Source organism: Dechloromonas sp. ARDL1, from assembly GCF_051122455.1.
In the GTDB taxonomy this organism is placed as follows: domain Bacteria; phylum Pseudomonadota; class Gammaproteobacteria; order Burkholderiales; family Rhodocyclaceae; genus Azonexus.
Genome location: NZ_CP168939.1, coordinates 4,140,179 through 4,162,212 on the forward strand (window position 1 = coordinate 4,140,179; position 22,034 = coordinate 4,162,212).

19 protein-coding genes are annotated in these 22,034 nt (G+C 61.9%); 14 read left to right on the forward strand and 5 right to left on the reverse strand.

Annotation, left to right across the window (positions count from 1 at the left end):
• Positions 1 to 57: 57 nt before the first annotated feature.
• The 9 genes from AB6Q56_RS20480 to mgtE all read left to right on the forward strand — a co-directional run bounded on the left by AB6Q56_RS20480 (position 58) and on the right by mgtE (position 8,272).
• Entirely contained in the window at positions 58 to 693 is a 636-nt protein-coding gene (locus AB6Q56_RS20480; protein WP_434514869.1) for a LysE family translocator, read from the forward strand.
• A gap of 5 nt (positions 694 to 698) precedes the next feature.
• Positions 699 to 938: a YkgJ family cysteine cluster protein gene (locus AB6Q56_RS20485; protein WP_434514870.1), complete on the forward strand. Its 240-nt coding sequence runs from the start codon at positions 699 to 701 to the stop codon at positions 936 to 938.
• Between the two features lie 33 nt (positions 939 to 971).
• Positions 972 to 1,796, forward strand: a complete 825-nt coding sequence (locus tag AB6Q56_RS20490; protein WP_434514871.1) for an undecaprenyl-diphosphate phosphatase — start codon at positions 972 to 974, stop codon at positions 1,794 to 1,796.
• On the forward strand, positions 1,781 to 2,350 hold the full coding sequence (locus AB6Q56_RS20495; RefSeq protein ID WP_434514872.1) for a YqiA/YcfP family alpha/beta fold hydrolase: 570 nt from the start codon (positions 1,781 to 1,783) through the stop codon (positions 2,348 to 2,350). The genes AB6Q56_RS20490 and AB6Q56_RS20495 overlap by 16 nt, the downstream gene beginning before the upstream one ends.
• A 7-nt stretch (positions 2,351 to 2,357) precedes the next feature.
• The gene (locus tag AB6Q56_RS20500) at positions 2,358 to 4,259 is read left to right on the forward strand and encodes a ribonuclease catalytic domain-containing protein (protein WP_434514873.1); all 1,902 of its coding nucleotides are present in this window, start codon (positions 2,358 to 2,360) and stop codon (positions 4,257 to 4,259) included.
• A complete protein-coding gene (locus tag AB6Q56_RS20505) occupies positions 4,256 to 5,146 on the forward strand; it encodes an energy transducer TonB (protein WP_434514874.1) in 891 nt (296 codons plus the stop codon). The genes AB6Q56_RS20500 and AB6Q56_RS20505 overlap by 4 nt, the downstream gene beginning before the upstream one ends.
• Positions 5,147 to 5,218: 72 nt before the next feature.
• Positions 5,219 to 6,043: a shikimate dehydrogenase gene (gene aroE / locus AB6Q56_RS20510; RefSeq protein ID WP_434514875.1), complete on the forward strand. Its 825-nt coding sequence runs from the start codon at positions 5,219 to 5,221 to the stop codon at positions 6,041 to 6,043.
• Positions 6,040 to 6,735 (forward strand): monofunctional biosynthetic peptidoglycan transglycosylase, encoded by a 696-nt coding sequence (mtgA, locus tag AB6Q56_RS20515; RefSeq protein WP_434514876.1) that lies wholly within the window; start codon positions 6,040 to 6,042, stop codon positions 6,733 to 6,735. The genes aroE and mtgA overlap by 4 nt, the downstream gene beginning before the upstream one ends.
• A 94-nt stretch (positions 6,736 to 6,829) precedes the next feature.
• Positions 6,830 to 8,272, forward strand: a complete 1,443-nt coding sequence (gene mgtE / locus AB6Q56_RS20520; protein WP_434517186.1) for a magnesium transporter — start codon at positions 6,830 to 6,832, stop codon at positions 8,270 to 8,272.
• A gap of 19 nt (positions 8,273 to 8,291) precedes the next feature.
• Here mgtE and sugE read toward each other — a convergent pair whose 3' ends face one another.
• From sugE to thiD, 4 genes are read right to left on the reverse strand one after another with little or no spacing between them, the layout of a single operon-like run.
• The gene (gene sugE / locus AB6Q56_RS20525; protein WP_434514877.1) at positions 8,292 to 8,630 is read right to left on the reverse strand and encodes a quaternary ammonium compound efflux SMR transporter SugE; all 339 of its coding nucleotides are present in this window, start codon (positions 8,628 to 8,630) and stop codon (positions 8,292 to 8,294) included.
• Positions 8,627 to 9,922 (reverse strand): glutamate-1-semialdehyde 2,1-aminomutase, encoded by a 1,296-nt coding sequence (gene hemL, locus AB6Q56_RS20530; RefSeq protein WP_434514878.1) that lies wholly within the window; start codon positions 9,920 to 9,922, stop codon positions 8,627 to 8,629. The genes sugE and hemL overlap by 4 nt, the downstream gene beginning before the upstream one ends.
• The gene (gene thiE / locus AB6Q56_RS20535) at positions 9,919 to 10,554 is read right to left on the reverse strand and encodes a thiamine phosphate synthase (protein WP_434514879.1); all 636 of its coding nucleotides are present in this window, start codon (positions 10,552 to 10,554) and stop codon (positions 9,919 to 9,921) included. Before thiE ends, hemL begins: the two co-directional genes overlap by 4 nt.
• Positions 10,541 to 11,398: a bifunctional hydroxymethylpyrimidine kinase/phosphomethylpyrimidine kinase gene (gene thiD / locus AB6Q56_RS20540; protein ID WP_434514880.1), complete on the reverse strand. Its 858-nt coding sequence runs from the start codon at positions 11,396 to 11,398 to the stop codon at positions 10,541 to 10,543. The genes thiE and thiD overlap by 14 nt, the downstream gene beginning before the upstream one ends.
• 229 nt (positions 11,399 to 11,627) lie before the next feature.
• Between thiD and AB6Q56_RS20545 the strand changes: the two genes are divergently transcribed.
• Genes AB6Q56_RS20545 through AB6Q56_RS20565 form a run of 5 tightly spaced genes read left to right on the forward strand, consistent with a single transcriptional unit; the run spans position 11,628 to position 20,622 of the window.
• Positions 11,628 to 12,002 carry a response regulator gene (locus tag AB6Q56_RS20545; protein ID WP_434517187.1) on the forward strand — a complete coding sequence of 125 codons (375 nt, stop codon included), beginning with the start codon at positions 11,628 to 11,630 and terminating at the stop codon, positions 12,000 to 12,002.
• A 14-nt stretch (positions 12,003 to 12,016) separates the two neighbouring features.
• Positions 12,017 to 12,382 carry a response regulator transcription factor gene (locus AB6Q56_RS20550; protein ID WP_434514881.1) on the forward strand — a complete coding sequence of 122 codons (366 nt, stop codon included), beginning with the start codon at positions 12,017 to 12,019 and terminating at the stop codon, positions 12,380 to 12,382.
• Between the two features lie 42 nt (positions 12,383 to 12,424).
• Positions 12,425 to 12,898, forward strand: a complete 474-nt coding sequence (locus AB6Q56_RS20555; protein WP_434514882.1) for a chemotaxis protein CheW — start codon at positions 12,425 to 12,427, stop codon at positions 12,896 to 12,898.
• 37 nt (positions 12,899 to 12,935) lie between these two features.
• Entirely contained in the window at positions 12,936 to 15,053 is a 2,118-nt protein-coding gene (locus tag AB6Q56_RS20560) for a methyl-accepting chemotaxis protein (protein WP_434514883.1), read from the forward strand.
• Positions 15,054 to 15,075: 22 nt separating this feature from the next.
• The gene (locus tag AB6Q56_RS20565) at positions 15,076 to 20,622 is read left to right on the forward strand and encodes an Hpt domain-containing protein (protein ID WP_434514884.1); all 5,547 of its coding nucleotides are present in this window, start codon (positions 15,076 to 15,078) and stop codon (positions 20,620 to 20,622) included.
• Here the strand turns inward: AB6Q56_RS20565 and AB6Q56_RS20570 are convergent.
• Positions 20,619 to 22,031 carry a cryptochrome/photolyase family protein gene (locus AB6Q56_RS20570; RefSeq protein WP_434514885.1) on the reverse strand — a complete coding sequence of 471 codons (1,413 nt, stop codon included), beginning with the start codon at positions 22,029 to 22,031 and terminating at the stop codon, positions 20,619 to 20,621. The genes AB6Q56_RS20565 and AB6Q56_RS20570 overlap by 4 nt on opposite strands.
• Between the last annotated feature and the right edge of the window lie 3 nt (positions 22,032 to 22,034).

Below are 22,034 nucleotides of genomic sequence, written 5' to 3' on the forward strand. Positions count from 1 at the left end.
AATCCGTAACGAAAAACGGCGGGAGGGTTCCCGCCGTTTTTCATTTAACCTTGCGCCATGGATGTCTTTCTCTCTTCTTCCCAGCTGCTTCCCTTTGTTGCCGCGTCGGTATTGCTGACGCTGGCACCGGGGCCTGACAATCTGCTCGTGCTGGCCTTGGGCATGGCGCGCGGTCGCCGGCAAGGCGTGGCGTTTGGCCTGGGGTGTGCGGCGGGGTGCCTGAATCACACCGCGCTGGCCGCGCTCGGGGTTGGGGCGCTGATCGTCGCTTCCGAACTGGCATTCGGCGCCTTGCGCGTGGCGGGGGGCGTGTACCTGATCTGGCTCGGCATTCAGGCGCTACGTCATGCGGCACCGACCGACGCGCGACGCCTGGTCATTCCCACCGACAGTTGTGCAAGCTTGTTTCGGCGCGGGTTGCTGGCCAATGCCATCAATCCCAAGGTGGTGCTGTTCTTTCTCGCCTTCCTTCCTCAATTCGTGCAAGCGGAACTGGGTGCCGCGGCGTGGCAGATCGTGCAGTTGGGTGTGATCTTTACGGTGCAGGCGGCCGTGGTGTTCGCGCTGATCGGTTTCTTTGCCGGCGCCTTGGGCGAGCGGCTGGCACGGCATCCCGCCGTCACGGCATGGCTGGATCGTCTCGCCGGCGGGCTGTTCCTGTTGCTGGGCCTGCGTCTCCTGAGCGGGCGTTGATCGCGATGGAGTGTCGTCCTGGCTGTGGCGCCTGCTGCGTTGCGCCGTCGATTTCTTCGCTGGACAAACCGGCGGGGCAGCCTTGCGCGCATCTCGATGATCAGTATCGGTGCACCATTTTCGGTCGTCCCGAACGGCCGGATTGCTGCGGCGGCCTGCAGCCGTCGCCGGAAATGTGCGGCGCGACACGCGAGCAGGCGCTGATCTGGCTGGCGAATCTGGAAGCGGCTACCCGGCCGGGATAGTAGAATGCGGCCTCCTCTATCAGGCTGTATTCCATGGACCCGATCCTCCTGCTCAAGGCGCTCATTCTCGGCATTGTCGAGGGGCTGACCGAATTTCTCCCCATTTCGTCGACCGGGCATCTGATTCTGGCTGGCGATTTGTTGAATTTCAACGACGATCGCGGCAAATTGTTCGAAATTGTGATTCAGTCCGGGGCGATTCTTGCCGTCGTCTGGGAATATCGCGAGCGCCTGCTGGTGGTGGCGCGCGGTGCGTTCAGCGACAAGGCAGCGCAGAAATTCATCCTCAACCTGTTCGTCGCCTTCCTGCCGCTGGCCATCCTCGGGCTGGCTTTCGGCAAGGCGATCAAGGCCAATCTGTTCAACCCGATTGCCGTGGCGACGACCTTCATCCTGGGCGCCTTCGTTATCCTGTGGGCTGAAAAGCGAGAGCACAAGATCCGTGTCGAAAGAGTCGAGGATATGACGCTGGTCGATGCGTTGAAGCTTGGCATCGCTCAGGCCTTTGCGCTGATTCCCGGCACCTCGCGTTCCGGGGCGACGATCATCGGCGGTCTGCTGTTCGGCCTTTCGCGCAAGGCGGCGACCGAATTTTCATTCTTTCTCGCCATTCCTACGCTGGGCGTGGCGACGGTCTACCAGTTGTACAAGGAGCGGGCCCTGCTCAGCGCCGACGATATCGGCATGTGGGTGGTGGGCTTCATTTCCGCCTTCATTTCGGCCTTCCTGTGCGTTCGCTGGCTGCTGCGCTTCATTTCCAGCCATGATTTCGTGCCCTTTGCCTGGTATCGCATCGTCTTCGGCATCGTCGTGCTGACCACGGCCCATTTCGGCTGGGTGCAATGGACCGCCCACTGATCCTCTATTTACACGGCTTCTGCTCGTCGCCGGCTTCGTGGAAATCGCGGCTGCTCGGCGAGGAGATGGCGCGCCGCGGGCTGGCGGAGCATTTTGCCTGTCCGCAACTGTCGCCGGTGCCGGACGAGGCGGTTGTCTGCGCTGAAACATTGATCGAGCAGTCGGGCGGCGAGGTCGTGCTGGTGGGATCGTCGCTGGGCGGCCACTACGCCAACCATCTGGCTGAAAAGCACGATCTCCGGGCCGTGTTGATCAATCCGGCGGTGATCGATCGGCTTGATCTCGGTCTTTTCGTTGGCGATCACACCAATTTCCATTCTGGCGAGGCCTTTGCCTTCACCGCGGCGCATGCTGCGCAACTGCGGTCGCAGGTTCGTGTTCCCAGTCCGGGCCGCTATTGGTTGCTGGCCGAAACGGACGACGAGGTGCTCGACGTGAGGCTGGCGGAAGCCTTCTACGCCGGCTGTCGGCAAACCATCCTGCCGGGGGGCGATCACAGCTTCACCAAGTTTCCCGATTTCGTATCGCAAATCATTGAATTCGCTGGGCTATAATCCGCCGATGAACGTATTGTTTGAAGAAGATGGCGGCTTCAAGGCCGGCGGTATCATGGCCGACAACGACAGCTCGTTGCAGGTCGAAATGCCTACCGGCAAGCGGAGCAAGATCAAGGCAGCAACCGTGCTGCTGCGTTTCGATAAGCCCTCGGCGGGCGCCCTGCTGGAGCAGGCGACGCCGTTGGCCGAAGCGGTCGAAGCAGATTTCCTGTGGGAGTGCGTCAGCGATGGCGAATTTTCGTTTCTGGATTTTGCCCGTGATTACTACGGGCACGACCCCGCCCCGGTCGAAGCGACGGCGGTGCTGCTTGCCCTGCACGCCGCGCCCGTCTATTTCCACCGCAAAGGCAAGGGCCGCTTCCGCAAGGCGCCTCCCGACATTCTCGCAGCTGCTCTGGCCAGTCTTGAAAAAAAGCGTCAGCAAGCGCTCGCCATCGAAGGCTGGATAAACGAACTCAAGGCATTCCGCCTGCCGCCGGAAATCGGCGCGCTGACCGATACGCTGCTTTACGCGCCGGATCGCAACAAGCCGGAAACCAAGGCTTTCGAGACGGCTTGTGCCGAAACCGGCCTGACAGCGGCGCAACTGCTGTTCAAGTGCGGTGCGATCAAGTCGGCCTACCATCTGCACTACAAGCGTTTCCTGCATGAGCAGTTCCCGAAAGGCATCGCCTTTCCGGCACTGGAGGCGCCCGGTCTGCCGGCCGACCTGCCGAAGGCCGATGTGCGGGCCTTCTCGATCGACGATGCCAATACCACCGAGATCGACGATGCGCTCTCCGTCGTCAAATTGCCCGGCATCGGTTCGCGCATCGGTATTCATATCGCTGCGCCAGGGCTGGCCATCGCCCATGGCTCGCCGCTCGACGGCGTGGCGCGTGCCCGTCTGTCGACGGTCTACATGCCGGGCAACAAGATCACCATGCTGCCCGATGCCGTGGTCCAGAACTACACGCTGGCCGGCGGTGTCGACTGCCCGGCGGTATCGCTCTACCTGACGGTCAATGAATCGCTGGAAATCCTCAGCCACGAATCGCGGCTGGAGATGGTCCACATCGCGGCCAACCTGCGTCACCACGAAGTCGAGCCCTGGTTCAATGCCGAGACGGTCGGCGGCCCGTTGGCGGACGAGCCTTTCGCTCAGGAACTGCTCCATCTGTGGCACTTCGCCAATGCCTGCGAAGGCCGGCGCGGCAAGCCGTCCGCCGTGCAGGGCATCAACGACTACAACTTCGCCATCGTCGGCGATCTGGCCGATCCGGATGCGTGCACTGTCGAAATTTCCGAGCGCAAGCGTGGCAGTCCGCTCGACAAGCTGGTTGCCGAGTTGATGATCGTCGCCAATTCGACTTGGGGTGGGCTGCTGGCCGACAAGAACGTGGCCTGCATGTACCGGGCGCAGACGCAGGGCAAGGTGCGCATGACCACCTCGCCGCTGCCGCACGAAGGCCTCGGCGTGCCGCAATACGCGTGGATGACCTCGCCGCTGCGTCGTTATTGCGATCTGGTTAACCAATGGCAGCTGATCGCCTGCATCAAGGGCGAAACACCGGCATTTGCGCAGAAATCGGCGGAGTTGTTCGGTGCGATGCGCGATTTCGAGGTGACTTACGGTGCGTATGCCGATTTCCAGCGCCAGATGGAACGTTACTGGTGCTTGCGCTGGTTGCAGCAGCATGGGGTGGCCGAGATTGACGCCACCGTGCGCCGCGAGCAACTGGTCAAGCTCGATCACCTGCCCTTGATGTTGCGTGTGCCGTCCCTGCCGGCTGACCTTCTGCCCGGCCAGCGCGTACATCTGGCGGTCGAGAGCATAGACCTGCTGGCTCCGGAGCTGACTTGCCGCTTCCTGAATCTCCTGGGCGACAGCGATGCCGCAGAAGCCGTGGAGGAAGAAGAGGCGTGAAGCCGGCAGTCAGCCCTCGCCGCGCGCGCGTTGCCGAACAGGATCGGCGGCTGTGGATCGCGCTCGCCATCTCGCTGGTCGTGCATGGCCTGCTGCTGACTCTGCATTTCAAGTTTCCCGAAGCGTCGAAGGCCATGCAGGAAAAGGCCATGGACATCATCCTGGTCAATGCCAGGTCGGCACGCAAGCCCTCCGATGCCCAGGCACTGGCGCAGGCGAATCTCGACGGCGGCGGCAACACCGACGAGAATCGCCGGGCCAAGACGCCCTTGCCGTCGACCCAGAAGCAAACCGAGGGCAACGACCTCCAGCAGATGCAGCGGCGCGTGCAGGAGCTGGAAACGGCGCAGCAGAAGCTGCTGACCCAGGCGAAGAGCCTGCGCACGGTGGCCACCGAGAAGATGGTCAGCGAGCAGCCGGCTCCGGTTCCCAGTGTCAGCGGACTCGACCTGGCCGAGTCGGCGCGGGCGATGGCTCGCCTGGAGGGGGAAATAGCCAAGACGGCGGACGAGTACAGCAAGAAGCCGCGCAAGAAATTCGTCGGAGCGCGTACTGAGGAATATGCACTGGCCGCCTACCTCGATGCGTGGAAACAGAAGATCGAGCGTATCGGCACCCTGAACTATCCGCCCGAGGCGCGTGGCAAGCTGTACGGTGCGGTGGTGATCTTCGTCGAACTGCGCGCTGAGGACGGCAGCCTGTACAACGCGGAAATTTCCAGATCTTCCGGCCATAAGGTGCTCGATCAGGCTGCCTTGCGCATCCTGCGCATGTCGGCGCCTTTTGGTGCCATCCCAGCTCAGGGCTTGGGCGGTGCGACCATCTTGTCTTTCGCGCGGACCTGGTATTTCACGCAGGGTGATTCCCTGAATACGGCCAGCAAATAGGCTGCTGTGGCGAATACCGGGGGCCGTGGTAGCCTTCAGCCACTTTTCCGTTCCCTCTCTTCCTGCTGAACCATGTCTGACCTCTACGCCGTTTTTGGCAATCCGATTGCCCACTCCAAGTCGCCGCTCATCCACGCCGCTTTCGCCGCGGCCCTCGGGCAGGATATGCGTTACGAGGCAAGGCTGGCGCCGGTTGACGGCTTTGCGTCAGCGGTCGCCGAATTCGTCGCTGCCGGTGGCAAGGGAGCCAATGTGACTGTGCCCTTCAAGGAGGATGCCTTCCGGCTGGCTACTCGCCTCTCCGAACGGGCGGCGCGGGCCGGCGCGGTGAATACGCTGGGCTTCGCCGGCAACGAGGTGTTCGGCGATAACACCGATGGTGCCGGGCTGGTTCGCGATATAACCCATAACGTCGGTTGTGCGCTGGCTGGCAAGCGCATCCTGTTGCTCGGTGCCGGAGGCGCTTCGCGTGGCGTGATCGCCCCGCTGCTCGCCGAAGGGCCGGCTGCGCTGGCCATTGCCAATCGCACTGCCACCAAGGCAGCAACACTGGCTGCCGGATTCGCCGATCTCGCCCCGGTCGAGGGCGGGGATTTCGGTCGCTATGCCGGGCGCCGTTTCGACGTGGTGATCAATGCCACCTCCGCCAGCCTGTCGGGTGAAGGCCTGCCCCTGCCGACCGGCGTTTTCGCGCCGGGTAGCCTGGCTTACGACATGATGTACGGCAAGGGCGAAACGCCCTTTCTGCGCCTGGCGCGCGAGCAGGGCGCCGGGCGCTGTGCCGATGGTCTGGGCATGCTGGTTGAACAGGCGGCCGAGGCCTTTTTTGTCTGGCGCGGTGTCCGTCCCCAGACAGCTGCCGTGCTGGCCGACCTGCGCAGCGGGCTGGCCGGATGAAAACCCTGGGCCGTTGGCTTAAATGGTGCCTGCTCGGCTTGGTTGTTATTTTCCTGTTATGGCAGTTATGGCTGCTTGGCTGGGTTTTGCTGTGGGGCTGGATCAATCCGGGCGAAACCAAATTCATGGAAATTCGCCTGGCCGAATTGCGGGTGAAGAATCCGCAGGCGCAGTTGAAGCAGCAATGGGTGCCCTATGACCGGATTTCGATCCATCTGAAGCGGGCGATCATCGCGGCGGAGGATGCCAAGTTCGTCGATCACGAGGGCTTCGACTGGGAAGGGATGCAAAAAGCCCTGGAAAAGAACCAGAAGAAGGGGCGCTTCGTGGCTGGCGGTTCGACCATCAGCCAGCAATTGGCCAAGAACCTCTTCCTGACGCCGAACAAGTCGTATTTCCGTAAGGCCGAGGAGGCGATCATCACGCTGATGCTCGAGAATCTGTGGAGCAAGCGACGCATCTTCGAGGTCTACCTGAACGTGATCGAGTGGGGTAACGGCGTCTTTGGCGCCGAGGCCGCGGCGCGTCACTACTATAACGTCGGGGCAGCCCAGCTTGGGCCGGAACAGGCGGCGCGGCTGGCCGGCATGGTACCCAACCCCCGCTATTACGACCGTAATCGGGCGGCACCGGGATTGGGGCGCAAGATGACGATCATCCTCGGGCGCATGGCAAGTGCCGATGTGCCGTGAAATATTCCCCGGATAAGGGGTTTCCAGCGTGATTTTGTAGGAACCCGGTCATCTGCCCGGTGCTAAAATGGCAGACCTTTTGCCGCACCGCACCATGAGCGAAGAAGCCCAGCTGACCGACACCGAAGACTTGCAGGAGCGCCTCGCCGAGGTGCAGACCCTGCTCGCCCGGCACAAGCTGGTCGAAGAGCTGGTGCATCGTCAGGAAGGGCCGCGCCACGACCTCGTTGAGGAGGTCGTGCACAAGCAGCATCTGCATGAATTACAGGCCAGGCTGGAGCCGATGCATCCGGCGGATATCGCCTATGTGCTCGAGGCATTGCCGACCGACGAACGACTGATCGTCTGGGGGCTGGTCAATCCGGAACTCGAGGGCGAGGTGCTGCTCGAAGTCTCGGACGCCGTCCGAGAAAGCCTCATCGAGTCGATGGAGCGTACCGAACTGGTCGCCGCCGCCGAAACGCTCGATGCCGACGAACTGGCCGATCTTGCCCCCGACCTGCCGCAGGGGGTCATCGATGACGTTTTCCTCGGCCTCTCGGTCGAGGAGCGCGAGCAATTGCGCGCCGCGATGTCCTATCCCGAGGATTCGGTCGGCTCGATCATGGACTTCGACATGGTGACCGTGCGCGAGGACGTCACCCTCGAAGTGGTATTGCGTTACCTGCGCCGCTTCGATGAACTGCCTGACCACACCGACCAATTGTTCGTGGTCGATCGCGATGAACGCCTGAAGGGGGTTCTGCCGCTCAATATCCTGCTGGTCAATGAGGTCGATGTCGAGGTCGGCACGCTGATGCAGACCGACTTCGTCGAGCTGGAGCCCGACGATTTCGCCGAGGAGGCCGCCAAGGCCTTCGAGCGCTACGATCTGGTGTCGGCCCCGGTGGTGGACCCTGAAGGCAAGTTGGTTGGGCGGGTAACGGTTAACGAGGTCGTCGACTACATCCGCGAAGAAGCCGAACACGAGCAGCTGGCCGCTGCCGGTCTGAAGGAAGAGGAAGACATCTTCGCCTCGGTCTGGGACTCGGTGAAAAACCGTTGGGCGTGGCTGGCCATCAATCTGGTGACCGCCTTCGTCGCGTCGCGCGTGATCGGTGCCTTCGAGGATTCCATCGAGAAACTGGTGGCACTGGCGGCGCTAATGCCCATCGTCGCCGGAATCGGCGGCAACTCGGGCAACCAGACGATCACCATGATTGTTCGTGCCATCGCCATGGGCCAGGTTCAACCGGATGCCATGCGCCGCCTGTTGCGCAAGGAACTCGGCGTGGCAACCATCAATGGTCTGATCTGGGGCGGGCTGCTGGGTATCGCGGCGTGGTGGCTCTACGGTAGCGTCAAGCTCGGTGTCGTCATGACGGCCGCGATGACACTCAATCTGCTGCTCGCCGCGTCAGCCGGCGTCGGTATCCCCTTGCTGCGCCAGAAATTCGGCGCCGACCCGGCGGTCGGCGGCTCGGTGATGATTACCGCGCTGACCGACTCGGGGGGCTTCTTCATCTTTCTCGGCCTGGCGACGTTGTTCCTGATGTAAGCCGCCGGCGGCTTGCCGATCAATGACTGTCGGGGGTGACCAGCTTGAGCCCGACAATGCCGGCCACGATCAGGCCGATGCAGACAAAGCGCAGGGCTTCGCGCGATTCGCCGAACAGGATCATGCCGAGGATGGCCGTGCCGACCGCGCCAACACCGGTCCATACCGCATAGGCGGTACCCAGCGGCAGTACCTTCAACGACCAGCCAAGCAGCACGACGCTCAACACCATTGCTGCCAGCGTTGCAACCGAAGGCAACAGACGGCTGAATCCTTCGGTGTATTTGAGCCCGACCGCCCAGCCGATCTCGCAGAGCCCGGCGACCAGCAGTACCAGCCAGGCTTGCAGCGAACTCATGTCAGGCTCGCGAACCAGGCGTCGGCGGCGGCGACCGTGCCGGCAATGTCGGCGTCGGTATGGGCGGCCGAGACGAAACCGGCTTCGAAGGCCGACGGCGCGAAGTAATGGCCGGCGGCTATCATGGCGTGGAAGAAGCTATTGAAGGCTTCCTTGTCGCAGGCCAGTACGGCATCGTAGGTGGCCGGGCAGGTGTCGGCGAAATAGAGCCCGAACATGCCGCCGATGTTCTGTGCCGAGAAGGCGACGCCATGTTTCTTCGCTGCGGCAACCAGCCCGTCGCACAGCGACTTCGTCTTCGCGGTCAGCGATTCGTAGAAGCCGGGTGCCTGAATCAGCTTCAGGGTGGCGAGACCGGCTGCGGTGGCGATCGGATTGCCCGACAAGGTGCCGGCCTGATAGACCGGCCCGAGCGGGGCGATCTTTTCCATAATCTCGCGCTTGCCGCCAAAGGCACCCATCGGCATGCCGCCACCGACGACCTTGCCGAAGGTGGACAGGTCCGGGGTGATGCCGAACAGGCCTTGCGCGCTCTTCAGGCCGACGCGGAAGCCGGTCATCACTTCGTCGAAAATCAGCACGGCGCCGTACTGTGCGGTCAGGTCGCGCATCGCCTTGAGGAACTCGGCGGTCGGCGCGATCAGATTCATGTTGCCGACCACCGGTTCGACGATCACGGCGGCGATCTTGTCGCCATGCGCCTTGAAGGCTTCGGCCAGACCCTGCGGATCGTTGTAGGTGAGCACCATGGTCGTTTCGGCGGTGCCGGCCGGGACGCCGCCCGACGACGGATTGCCGAAGGTGAGCAGGCCGGAACCGGCCTTGACCAGCAAGTGGTCGGCGTGGCCGTGGTAGCAGCCCTCGAACTTGACCAGAATGTCGCGGCCGGTGAAACCGCGCGCCAGGCGGATGGCGCTCATCGTCGCCTCGGTGCCGGAAGAAACGAGGCGGACCATGTCCATCGACGGCACCATCTCGCAGAGCAGGTCGGCGATCTCGACCTCCTTCTCGGTCGGCGCGCCGAAGGACAGGCCGTCGACGACAGCGGCCTGCACGGCGGCGATCACCTCGGGGTGAGCGTGACCGAGGATCATCGGACCCCAGGAGCCGACGTAGTCGGTGTACCACTTGCCATCGGCGTCCTGCACCTTGGCCCCGGCACCCTTCTGGAAGAACAGCGGCGTGCCGCCGACCGAGCGGAAGGCGCGCACCGGCGAATTGACGCCGCCGGGAATGTGTTTCTGGGCGCGGGCAAAGAGGGTTTCGTTGCGCGAGTTTGCATGCAGGGTCATGGTCGGATTCTCTCGAAAAGTTTCTGGAATTGGGCAGCGCGGGCGGCGATGTCCGGCGCCGAGAAAAGGTCGGTGATGACCGCGATCAGGTCGGTTCCGGCCTCGATCAGCGGCGGCGCGTTGTCGAGCGTAATGCCACCGATGGCGCAAACCGCTACGGGCAGTTCACCGGCGGCCCGGCTAAACAGTGCCGGCTCGGCGCGCGGCGCATCCGGCTTGGTCGGGGATGGGTAGGCGGCGCCAAAGGCAATGTAGTCGACGCCGGCGGCACTGGCTGCGGCAGCGGCCTGAAAATCGGCGTAACACGAGGCACCCAGAATTTTGTCGGGGCCGAGAATGGCGCGTGCGGCGCGCAGGTTGCCGTCGTCCCTGCCCAGGTGGAGGCCATCGGCGTCAATCAGGGAGGCCAGGGCAATGTCGTCATTGACCAGCAGCGTGGCGCCGAAGCGCCGGGTCAGCGCGCGCAAGGCCTTGGCGCGCGCAAGCTGTTCCGGCTTGTCGCTGATCTTGTCGCGATATTGAAGGATGCGGCACCCTCCGCTCAGTACCGCCTCGGTCCGGGCAAGTAGCAGGGCGCCGTCGGCCATGTCCGGCGTGACGGCATACAGGCCGCGCAGCTTACTTGGGCTCATCGGCCTTGTCATCCGGGGTGTCATTGTCGTCATTCCGGGCCCAGAAGAATCGATCCGGAATGAATTGGCCCATGCCGGCGCGAAAGCCGTTTTTCAGGGTTTGCCACGTATAGTCCTGAGCGTCGCGTACGGCGTCTTCGATGCTGGCACCACCGGCGATGCAGCCGGTGATCGCCGAGGCGAGCGTACAGCCCGAGCCGTGGTAGCTGCCCGGTAGGCGCTCCCAATGGTCACGGCGGATGACACCATCGGGGCCGTACAGCGTGTTGACGACCTGTGGCGTATTTTCGTGCGTCCCGGTGATGAGCACGTACTGGGCACCCATCTCGATCAGGCGCTGGGCGCAGATATCAATCGACGGTTCGCTGTCGTCTTCGTCGCTTTCCGCGAGGCGGCGCGCTTCAGGGGCGTTGGGCGTGATCAGGGTCGTTTGCGGCAGGAGCATCTCGCGCATGGCAGAGATGATTTCCTCGCCGGACAAGTCGTCTCCGCGCCCGGAAGCAAGTACCGGATCAAGGATCAGCGGAATGTCCGGATAGTCGGAAACGATTTCGGCGACAGCCAGCACGTTCTCGACGCTGCCGAGAACACCAACCTTGAAAGCGGCGACCGGCATGTCCTCAAGAATGGTTCGGGCCTGTTGTTCGACCGTTTCGGCGGAAAGCGCCTGAACACTCTGAACGCCGACGGTATCCTGGACGGTGATGGCCGTCAGGGCGGTCAGCGGGTGACAGCCCAGGCTGGCCAGCGTCAGGAGATCGGCCTGGATGCCGGCGCCGGATGACGGGTCGCTGGCCGCAAAGACGAGGACCAGTGGCGGACAGGGGGCTTGGGTATGAGTCATTGAAGCGCGCGCCCTTGGCGGGTGCGACGGGAATTGGGTAAGATGGTCCGGATTTTATCCGAATCTTGGCGTTGCCGAAGTCGCCAGCTGACCGATGTGACAGTGTTGCCGCGTTTGATCCCGGGCATTACTTCCGTAGTATGATGCAGCGATAGTGAAAGTGCCTCATCAAGAGGCCGAGGGGACAGGTAAATTGACTGATTTGTCGAGACTGCGTGGCGTCAAGGTCATGGTTATAGACGACAGCAACACAATACGGCGCAGCGCCGAGATATTTCTCGTCCAGGCCGGGTGTCAGGTTGTCCTCGCCGAGGATGGGTTCGATGCGCTGGCCAAGATTGCCGACCACCAGCCCAGTGTGATCTTCTGCGACATCATGATGCCGCGCCTCGATGGCTACCAGACCTGCTCCTTGATCAAGAAGAATGCACGCTTCAAGGCAACGCCAGTCATCATGCTCTCCTCCAAGGATGGTTTGTTTGATCGGGCGCGGGGGCGTATGGTCGGCTCCGATCAATACCTCACCAAACCATTTACCAAAGACAGTCTGTTGCAGACAGTGGCGTCATTTGCGCTGTCGGCCGAAACTGCATCCAATTCGTAGCTCAGGAAGAAGAAATGCCCGTCAAGAATATTCTCGTTGTCGATGATTCGCCCACCGAGCGCTTTTTTACGGTCGATGTGCTGACCAAGGCCGGTTATCAGGTCAGTACTGCGGAGAATGGCGAGGAGGGAATCGCCAAGGCCAAGGCCAACAAGCCGGACCTCATCCTCATGGATGTCGTGATGCCCGGACTGAACGGCTACCAGGCCACGCGTACTCTGACTCGTGACGAAGACACCAAGTCGATCCCCATCATCGTCTGCACCTCGAAGGGGCAGGAAACCGACAAAATCTGGGGCTTGCGGCAAGGGGCGATCGACTATCTGGTCAAACCGCTGAATCCGGAAGAGTTGTTGCAACGCATCGCGGCCTTGCCATAAGCGATGGCGCGGAAGACAAGTCTTCGGGACTTTCAGGCGTACTTGGCGACCCGCCTGAGTCAGGCGGCCCAAGGTAGGGGGGCTGCTTCCTGGTTGGGCGTGGAGTCGGGCGGCGAGGCTTGGCTCGTCGATTTGTCCGACGGCGGCGAAATCGTTCAGGCGTCACAGGTTACACCGGTTCCGCTGACCCGTCCGTGGTTTGTCGGGATTTCCAATATTCGCGGCAATCTCCATGCGGTCAGTGATTTTTCGGTATTCCGTGGCGGTCCTCCGATTGTCCAGAACGCCAATGCCCGCTTGTTGTTGATCGGTTCGCGCTATGGCACCAATGCGGCCTTGCTGGTGTCGCGCATGCTGGGGCTGAAAAAACCGGAAGACTTTACGCCCGAGGCGCCTGACGCTTCGATGCCCGCCTGGGGGCGACAGCGTTTTGCCGATTCGCACGGAAAAATCTGGCACAAATTGTCGGTACGCGAACTGCTGGCCGATCAGGATTTCATGAATATCGGGGTCTGATAGAGGGTAGTAGCCTCATCCCCATTGGAGGCGTTCCATGGCTTTTGGCTTCAAATTTCCGAAGATTGGTGCATCCGGCAATACCGGCGCGCCGATGACCGTTTCCGCCGACATGACGCCGGCGAGCAAGATACCTCTGCCGTCCTTCCTGGCGGGCCAGCCGGTTATCCAGCAGATGAAGACGCTGGGCGGTATTTTCGTGCTGCTGCTGTTGCTGATTGCCGTTCTGGTATTTCGCGATAACCGCGAATCGGCTTACAACACGGCTTATGTCGCGGCGGCCGGTGAAATGCGGATGCTCTCCCAGCGTCTGGCGAAGGCCTCCTCGCTTGCCCTGCAGGGCAATGCTGTCGCATTCGCCCAATTGAAGGATTCCCGGGAGACTTTTGGCAAGCTGCTGACTCAGTTGACCAGCGGCGGCGAAATCGGTGCCGTGAGTGTTCCGGCTTCTCCGGACTCCGTACGGCCGCAACTTGAGGCGCTGACCAACCTGTGGATGCCGAACGACAAGAATGCCGAAACCGTGATCGGCCAGGAGAAAAACCTGGTTGAGTTGGGCAAGAACGTGGCGACCATCGACAACAACAACGCAGCGATGTTGGAACTGACCGAACAGGTCGCGACGCTCAAGCTCCAGTCCGGCGCCAGTGCCCGTGAGATCGCCAACGCCAACCAGTTGGTGATGCTGACCCAGCGGATCGCCAAGAATGCCTCGGCCCTGCTCGTCGGTGACGAAATCAACCCCGAGGTGGCCTTCCTGCTTGGCAAGGATACCAACGCCTTCCGTGACATCCTAGCCGGCCTCGGCAAGACGGGGAGTGATGCCGATACCCGTGCCAAGCTGGATGAGCTGAATGCGGCGTTCAAGGATTATCAGGGCGCGATTGCCAGCATTCTCGGCAATATGCAGCCGTTGGTGTTGTCCAAGCAGGCCGGTTCGAAGATTTTCCGGGGGAGTGAAGAGCTGCTCAAAGCCACCGACGATCTGGCGCTCGGCTATCAGGAAGGCTCGGCTGGCCGAGGCATGTACATCGTCTTCCTGATCGTGCTTATCGTTGCCGCAGTCGCCACGCTGGCCCTGCTGGCCAAGGTCTACCTCGACGATACCGAGCGCCGTGCGGCAGCGGCCGAACAGCAGCGCCAGGCCTCGGACCAGACCAACCGCGACAACCAGGACGCCATTCTGCGTCTGATGAACGAACTGGGCGATCTGGCCGACGGCGACCTGACCGTGACCGCAACCGTGAGCGAGAACATTACCGGCGCTATCGCCGACTCGATCAACTACACGATTGAAGAACTGCGCGTGCTGGTCGGCCGTATCAATGACGCGGCGAACCGCGTGACAGCCGCCACTGAAATCGCCCGCTTGAACTCCGCACAACTGCTCGACGCCGCCGAACGCCAATCCATCGAGATCAAGGAAGCCGGTCAGTCGGCTCTGGAAATGGCCCGCTCGATGACGGAAGTGTCGAGCAACGCCACGCAGTCCGCTCAGGTTGCCCGCCAGTCGCTGATGGCCGCCGAAAAAGGTACGCAGGCCGTGGAAGACTCGATCAAGGGCATGAACGAAATTCGCAACCAGATCCAGGAAACCTCGAAACGAATCAAGCGCCTCGGTGAAAGCTCGCAGGAGATCGGTGAAATCGTGGAACTGATTTCCGATATTACCGAACAGACCAACGTTCTGGCCCTGAACGCTGCCATCCAGGCAGCTTCCGCCGGCGACGCGGGGCGCGGCTTCACGGTGGTTGCCGAGGAAGTGCAGCGACTGGCCGAACGTTCGGCCGAAGCAACGAAACAGATTGCGGCGATTGTGAAAACCATTCAGACCGACACGCAGGATGCTGTGTCCGCCATGGAACAATCGACCCGCGGTGTGGTCGAGGGGGCGAAGCTCTCCGACGCGGCAGGTCAGGCGCTGTCCGAAATCGGCCAAGTGTCGCGCGATCTGGCCGAACTGATTCAGGACATTTCCAGTTCGACGCAGAGCCAGGCCGACTCCGCCAGCCAGGTGGCGCGCCTGATGCAGGATATCCTGAACGTTACGGAGCAAACCACGGCCGGTACGCAGCGTACTGCCGAAGCCGTTGACGAACTGACCGCACTGGCATCCGAACTCAAGGGTTCCGTAGCCGGCTTCAAGGTGGATTGACGAAAATCGATCGCGAGAGACTATGAACGCGGCAACTGAATTCGATTTGGGCCCCCTGACCTGGGTCAAGGGTGAAATTGACCTGGCTATCGAGCGTGCGGAAGAGGCGTTGGGTCATTACGTTGCCAATGCGGACGTTACCCAGCTCAAGTTCTGCCGCACTCATGTGCACCAGGTGCACGGGGCTTTGTCCATGGTTGGCCTGGATGGCGTCACGCAGGTGACCGAGTCCCTGGAAAGCCTCCTCGAAGCTGTCGAGGATGGTCGCATTGCTGCCGGCGAGCCCGTTTTTGAGGCTACGCGTTCGGCAATGGCAGGCATCCGCGCTTACCTTGATGAACTGATGGCCGGCGAGCCCAATCAGCCGCTTCGCTTACTGCCCGTTTATCTGGAACTGGCGGCTGTTCGAGGAATAAAGACGGCGCGGGCCAGCGATCTTTTTTTCCCCGACCTCTCGTTGCGCCCTCCCAAGCGGGTGGGTGCCGTAGAGAAATTGACGCCGGATGCGCTGCGGCAATTGCTCAAGGTCGAACGGGCACGTTATCAGAAAGGCTTGCTCGCTTGGCTTACCAAGCCGGAGCAGGCCGAGGCGGGGCGTCAATTGATGCTTTCGGCGCTGGCCAACATCGAAGCCACTCAGGAAACCCAGTCGGCGCGCTCCTTCTGGTGGACCGCGCTGGCTTTTGTCGAATCCCTGAAGGATCCGGCGGTCAACGCCGATGGCGCCGTGCGTCAGGTCAGTGCCCGGATCGATCAGCAGATCCGTCGCCTGCTCGAAGGATCGAATAGCTTGGCCGAGCGCCTGATGCGCGAAGCCCTCTATCACGTTGCGCAGGCCGGCAGCGACGTCGGCGGCGTCGTCTCCCAGGTCCAGTCCGCGTTCGATTTGCCCGCGCAATTGCCTGATCCTGGAGCAGCGGCCGGCAGCCAGCCACAGGATGCCGTCCTGCGCCGCTTGCGCGAAATCCTCTCCAGTACCGAAGAGCATTGGAACCGGGTCTGTTCGTCCGGTAGTACGGCCGGCCTGTCGGCATTTGTCGATCAGGCCCGCTCGGTCGCGACGATAACCGAAGAGATCGCGCAAACCGATCTCAAGCGTCTGGGACAGGGGTTGGGTGCCATCGCCAACTGGTTGATCGAGGATGCCTCGCGCTTCGGCGAAACAGTCGCCATGGAAGTGGCAACCGCCATTTTGCTGCTGCAGAACGCGCAGGAGAGCTTCAAGCGTCTGGGGACCGACTTTGCCCAGCAGGTCGACCTCATGGTCGCTCGTTTGTATGCCTGCATCGCCGGAAGGCCGGCGGCCGATTCCGCATTGCCGCTGCTCGACGAAATGACCCGGCGGGCGCAGGAAAAACTTCTGATCAGTCAAGTTGCCCGGGAAATCCAGAACAACCTGGCCCAGGTCGAACAATCTCTCGACGCCTTCTTCCGCGACCCGACGGGCGAGCATGATCTGGCTCTCCTTGATGGGCCGCTCAAACAAACCGCCGGTGCATTGGCGATGTTGGGGCATTTGAGTGCCGCTTCAAATGTGACTGCGTGCGTCCAGCAGATTCATGCGCTGGCGCAGCCCGGTGCCGCACATGCTGCGGAAGATTTTGAAAATATCGCCCATCAGCTGTCGACCCTTGGCTTCTTTGTCGATGCGCTGCCTAGCGGTGAGACCGATTTCGATGCCTTCGAGGCCCGCATGCGAGGAGAAACGGAAGCATCGGTCGACGACGAGGAATCCGCAGTACCGGAGCCGACGGTGAGCGTCGAGTCCGAACTGGCGCAACAGACCCGCGAGACCCATGCCCTGGTTGAGGCGCTCAAGGAGGCGCCTCAGGACGAGCGCCTGCAGGCCGAACTCAAACAGAATCTCAAGGCCATCCAGCAGGATGCCGATCTGGTCGCCAATCACGAACTAGGCGAAAGCGCAAAGGCGGCGCTCGAGGCCCTGAAATCCGGCGATCTCGAGCGCAGTGACGTCGATGCGGCGCTGGCAGCGCTCAAGTCCCAGGAGCCGGAGCTGCTCGAACCGTCGGCGGAAACGCAGCAATTGGCTGATTCCTCTCATGAGGAAATCGACGCCGAACTGCTCTCTATCTTCCTCGAAGAGGCGCAGGAAGTCCTGCAGACGATGGACGAACAGCTGGCACTGTTGCAGGCCGATCCGCACAATGTCGAGGCGCTGACGACAATCCGCCGCAATACCCATACGCTTAAGGGGAGCGGCCGCATGGTCGGTCTCAACGATCTGGGCGAAACCGCCTGGGAACTCGAGCAGACGCTCAATTTGTGGTTGCGCCAGGACCAGTGGGCTACGCCCGAGTTGATGGAGATGATCGGCGGAGAGCACGCCTTGTTCTCGGCCTGGGTCGAGCACTTGGCGAGTGGGCAAGGGCAGGCACCGAATCCCTCGGTGCTGGTTGCCCTCGCCGGTCGACTGCGGGGTGTTGAACCGCTTGCGCCGCTGGCCGTTGTCGAGCCGGTGGTTGCGCCCGCCCTGGAGCCTTTGCCGACATTACCGGAGGAAGCTGTTTCCGAACCTGCTAAGGTCGTGGATACCGAGCCGGAGGCGCTAGCCGACGTCATTGAAATCGTTTCACCAGCACCAGAAATCGAGGACATTGACTTTTCGCTGCCGGCATTCTTCGATGAACCGGTATTGCTTGAAGAGGAGGCGCCGCTGCCGTCGGCGCCTGCCGAAGAGTCGCTTCCCTTGGTTGATGCTGTCATGGATGGGGGCGAGCCAGGCGTCGACGAAATCGTCGAGGAACTGCCGCCTGTTGTCACGGCGTCGCCGACGCTTTACGACATTTTTCGCGAAGAGGCGCGAGGGCATTTGCAGATGCTGGTCGACAGCTATGCTGCACTGGAGAGCAACCCCGGCGCACCCACAACCTTCGAGATGACAAGGGCGGCCCATACGTTGGGCGGGATAGCGGCAACGGTTGGTCTGATGCCGATTCACCATCTGGCCATCGCGCTGGAGCACGCCTTGCTGCGTCGCGACGGCTCGGCTCAGCCAGCCAGTATCGAAGGCCTGGAAACAGTGCGGCAAAGCATCATCACGCTTGAGGAAATGTTTGTCGGGCTTGCTCGCCAGGAGTCGCCTGCCGAACAATTGCAATTGATCGATGCGCTGAATGACATTTTCCATCCCGCGCCGGTTGCCGAAGAGCTTGCTGAACCGGTCAGCGCGGAAATCATTCAACTGCCGGGTACGCTCAGCACGATGCCGGCCAGCGAACCGGAATCTGGGGGTGAGCCGGAGATTTCTGCGGCTCCCGTTGCTGCACTACCGCAGCTCACCGACGAACTCGACGAACAATTGCTACCGATCTTCCTCGAGGAAGCGGTGGACCTGACGCGCGACTTGACCACGCAACTGCGCGCCTGGCGCAATGACCCGTCCAGTGGCGTCGCCGCCCATGGTATTTCCCGTCTCTTGCACACCTTCAAGGGTAGTGCACGCATGGCCGGTGCGATGAATCTGGGCGAAGCGACGCACATGCTGGAGACGCGCGTCGAGGAGGCCATGCGTGCCGGTCCGGCGTCACCCGCATTCATCGAGGATATCGAATCCGGCTGCGACATGCTGGCACAGGCCGTCGAGCGTTTGCGCGAAGGGCCGCAGGAACCGGCACCTGTCGCCGAAAGCTCTGTTCTCGGCGACCCCGGGCAAGACGAGGTGCTTGTGCCGGAGGCGAAACAGGCCGCTCCGAGTGACCACGAGGCTGAATCCGACGCTACCGGCCAGCGGGCCAGCCTGCGGGTACGTCCGGAACTGATCGATCGCCTGGTTAACGAAGCTGGCGAGTTGTCCATCGCCCGCGCGCGGATCGAAGGCGAGATGCGTAGCCTGAAAGGCTCGCTGCTTGAACTGACGGAAAACGTGATTCGTCTGCGCCGCCAGTTGCGCGAAATCGAAATTCAGGCCGAAACGCAAATTCAGGCCAAGGTGGCGCATACACCAGGTGGCGAGCTCGAGTTCGATCCGCTGGAGCTGGACCGCTTTACCCGTTTCCAGGAACTGACCCGCTTCATGGCCGAATCGGTTAACGACGTGGCAACCGTCCAGCAAAGTCTGCTGAAGAACCTCGACGATGCCAACGCTGCCATTCTTGCGCAGTCGCGCCTGAACCGCAGTCTGCAGCAGGAGCTGATGGGTGTGCGCATGTTGCCGTTCGCCAGCCAGACCGAGCGTCTCTACCGCATCGTTCGCCAAACTGCGAAGGAAATGGGCAAGCGTGCCAACCTCGATATTGTGGGCGGGCAGGTCGATATCGACCGTTCGGTGCTCGACAAGATGCTGGCACCGCTTGAGCATATGCTGCGCAACGCAGTTGCGCACGGTATCGAGGACAGGGAGCAGCGTATCGCCGCCGGCAAGCCGGAAGTGGGTGAAATCACTGTCAAACTGGCACAGGAAGGCAATGAAATCATTCTCGCCATGTCCGACGATGGCAAGGGGCTGGATGCGGAACGTATCCGCGCCCGGGCCGAAGCCATGGGCCTGCTGCAGCCGGGACAGGTGGCCGACGAGGCTGTCTTGTACGACTTCATCTTCCAGCCCGGGTTTTCGACGGCGGCCGAACTGACCCAGCTCGCCGGTCGCGGCGTCGGTATGGACGTCGTGAAGACCGAAGTGTCGGAACTTGGTGGCCGTATCGAAATCGTTTCCGAGGCCGGCAAGGGAACGACCTTCCGCCTCTATCTGCCGCTCACCCTGGCGGTTACGCAGACCCTGTTGATCCGCGCCGGCAGCCATCTCTATGCCGTGCCGTCGACCATGATCGAGCAGGTCATGGAAATGAAGGAAAAAGGCCTGACCAGCATTCGCGAGCAGGGCGAGGTCAACTGGCAGGGGCATCGCTATCCCTTCCATTATTTGCCGCATCTGTTGGGCAACGCCGAGGCGATGCCCGAAGCTCACCGGCAATACTGGGTGCTGCTGTTACGTTCCGGTACGCAGCGGGTCTCGGTTCTGGTCGATGAGCTCAAGGGCAACCAGGAAGTCGTGGTCAAGAATATCGGCGCCCAGCTGGCTCGCGTGGTGGGTATTGCCGGAGCCACCGTGCTCGGCGACGGTCGGGTCGTGCTGATCCTGAATCCGGTGGCGCTGTCGAGCCGGACGCCGGTGGTCAGCGTGCAGGCGGCGATTCCCGTCGCGCCGGAGCCGGCCGCGGCGGAGCTGGAAAACCTGCCGACGGTGATGGTGGTCGACGACTCGCTGACCGTGCGCAAGATCACCAGCCGCTTGCTGATGCGCGAAGGCTATCAGGTCATCCTGGCCAAGGATGGTGTCGACGCGCTGGAGCAATTGATCGATGTGATGCCGGATGTCATCCTGTCCGATATCGAAATGCCGCGTATGGACGGTTTCGACCTGGTGCGGAATGTTCGTGCCGACGAACGCTTGCGCAAGCTGCCGATCATCATGATCACCTCACGGACGGCCGATAAGCACCGCAACTATGCATTGGAGATCGGCGCCAACCATTATCTGGGCAAGCCCTACGACGAAGACGAGTTGCTCAAGCTGGTCGCCGGCTACACCCAGGCGCGCCGTCCACACTAAATCGGCTTTTTGACTATCACGTAACGGGCCAGGGTTTCTTCCCTGGCCTGGGCGTGATCGACGATCGGTGCCGGGTAGTCCCGGCCGATGATCACCCCGATCGCCTCCTGTTCGAGTCGCCCCATCCGCCACGGCGCGTGAATGAACTTGTCGGGAACGGCCGCCAGTTCCGGAACATAGCGGCGAATGAATTTTCCTTCCGGGTCAAAATTTTCCGATTGCGTGACCGGGTTGAAAATGCGGAAGTAGGGTTGGGCGTCGCAGCCGGTCGAGGCGGCCCATTGCCACCCACCGTTGTTCGCCGACAGGTCAAAGTCGTTGAGTTGCTCGGCAAAATGGCGTTCGCCCAAGCGCCAGTCGATGCCGAGATCCTTGGTCAGGAAGGAGGCGACGATCATGCGCAGCCGGTTGTGCATCCATCCACTGTGCTTGAGCTGGCGCATGGCGGCATCGACGAGTGGATAGCCGGTGCGCCCCTCCTGCCAGGCAGACAGCCCGGTGGGCCACTCTTTCCAGCGAATTGCCCCGTATTCCGGCTTGAAAGCCTGGCCGACAACATGCGGAAAACGGTCGAGGATCATGAAGTAAAAGTCCCGCCAGATCAGTTCGTTGAGCCAGGTGTCGGCCCCTTCGGCCAGTGTCGTGCGGACCAGTTCGCGGATCGACACGGTACCGAAGCGCAGATGGACGGACAGATAGGAGACACCCTTGATTGCCGGGAAGTCGCGCAGCGCCCCATAACGCGTGAGGCGCCCGTTGCGGAAATCGTCCCACAAGGCACGGGCGCCGGACATGCCGGGCCGGACGCCGATTGTGTCGAGATCAGTTGTGCCGAAACCGATGTGCTCCAGTGCCGGTACGCCGATCTTTTCGCTTGCCGCGTATTGGCCGGTACAGCGCCATTCGGCATGGTCGGCAGGGGTGAGCCGCTTCAGCCAGGCGTTTTTGTAGGGCGTGAAAACCGAAAAAGGCTTACCGGCTTGGGTCAGCACCTCGTCTCCGTCGAAAATCGCCTGATCCTTGCTGGTGTGGAAGGCGATGCCCTGTTGTCGCAGCGATGCGGCGACCGCCGCATCACGTGCCTTGGCCTCTGGCTCGTAGTCGCAATTGGCAAAAACGGCCGCCACGCCAAGCTGGGCAGCTAGAGCAGGGATTTCCTCGACCGCCCGGCCATGGCGGACGATTAATCCACCGCCTCGGGAACGCAGTGCAGCGTCGAGTTCGATCAGCGAGGCGTGGATGAAATGGACGCGCCGGTCCCGGCGGGATGGTAGCGCATCAAGAATGTCGGTATCGAAGACGAAGGTGCAGTAGATGTGGCGGGCATTGCTCAAGGCTGCACTGAGGGCGGCGTGGTCGTGATCGCGCAGGTCGCGGCGGAACCAGACCAGGGCTTTTTCGTGGTTCATGGT

Coding starts and splice junctions, on each gene's coding strand:
- AB6Q56_RS20480 (WP_434514869.1), top strand. CDS start 58: ATGGATGTCTTTCTCTCTTCTTCCCAGCTGCTTCCCTTTGTTGCCGCG.
- AB6Q56_RS20485 (WP_434514870.1), top strand. CDS start 699: ATGGAGTGTCGTCCTGGCTGTGGCGCCTGCTGCGTTGCGCCGTCGATT.
- AB6Q56_RS20490 (WP_434514871.1), top strand. CDS start 972: ATGGACCCGATCCTCCTGCTCAAGGCGCTCATTCTCGGCATTGTCGAG.
- AB6Q56_RS20495 (WP_434514872.1), top strand. CDS start 1,781: ATGGACCGCCCACTGATCCTCTATTTACACGGCTTCTGCTCGTCGCCG.
- AB6Q56_RS20500 (WP_434514873.1), top strand. CDS start 2,358: ATGAACGTATTGTTTGAAGAAGATGGCGGCTTCAAGGCCGGCGGTATC.
- aroE (WP_434514875.1), top strand. CDS start 5,219: ATGTCTGACCTCTACGCCGTTTTTGGCAATCCGATTGCCCACTCCAAG.
- mtgA (WP_434514876.1), top strand. CDS start 6,040: ATGAAAACCCTGGGCCGTTGGCTTAAATGGTGCCTGCTCGGCTTGGTT.
- mgtE (WP_434517186.1), top strand. CDS start 6,830: ATGAGCGAAGAAGCCCAGCTGACCGACACCGAAGACTTGCAGGAGCGC.
- sugE (WP_434514877.1), bottom strand. CDS start 8,630: ATGAGTTCGCTGCAAGCCTGGCTGGTACTGCTGGTCGCCGGGCTCTGC.
- hemL (WP_434514878.1), bottom strand. CDS start 9,922: ATGACCCTGCATGCAAACTCGCGCAACGAAACCCTCTTTGCCCGCGCC.
- thiE (WP_434514879.1), bottom strand. CDS start 10,554: ATGAGCCCAAGTAAGCTGCGCGGCCTGTATGCCGTCACGCCGGACATG.
- thiD (WP_434514880.1), bottom strand. CDS start 11,398: ATGACTCATACCCAAGCCCCCTGTCCGCCACTGGTCCTCGTCTTTGCG.
- AB6Q56_RS20545 (WP_434517187.1), top strand. CDS start 11,628: ATGGTTATAGACGACAGCAACACAATACGGCGCAGCGCCGAGATATTT.
- AB6Q56_RS20550 (WP_434514881.1), top strand. CDS start 12,017: ATGCCCGTCAAGAATATTCTCGTTGTCGATGATTCGCCCACCGAGCGC.
- AB6Q56_RS20560 (WP_434514883.1), top strand. CDS start 12,936: ATGGCTTTTGGCTTCAAATTTCCGAAGATTGGTGCATCCGGCAATACC.
- AB6Q56_RS20565 (WP_434514884.1), top strand. CDS start 15,076: ATGAACGCGGCAACTGAATTCGATTTGGGCCCCCTGACCTGGGTCAAG.
- AB6Q56_RS20570 (WP_434514885.1), bottom strand. CDS start 22,031: ATGAACCACGAAAAAGCCCTGGTCTGGTTCCGCCGCGACCTGCGCGAT.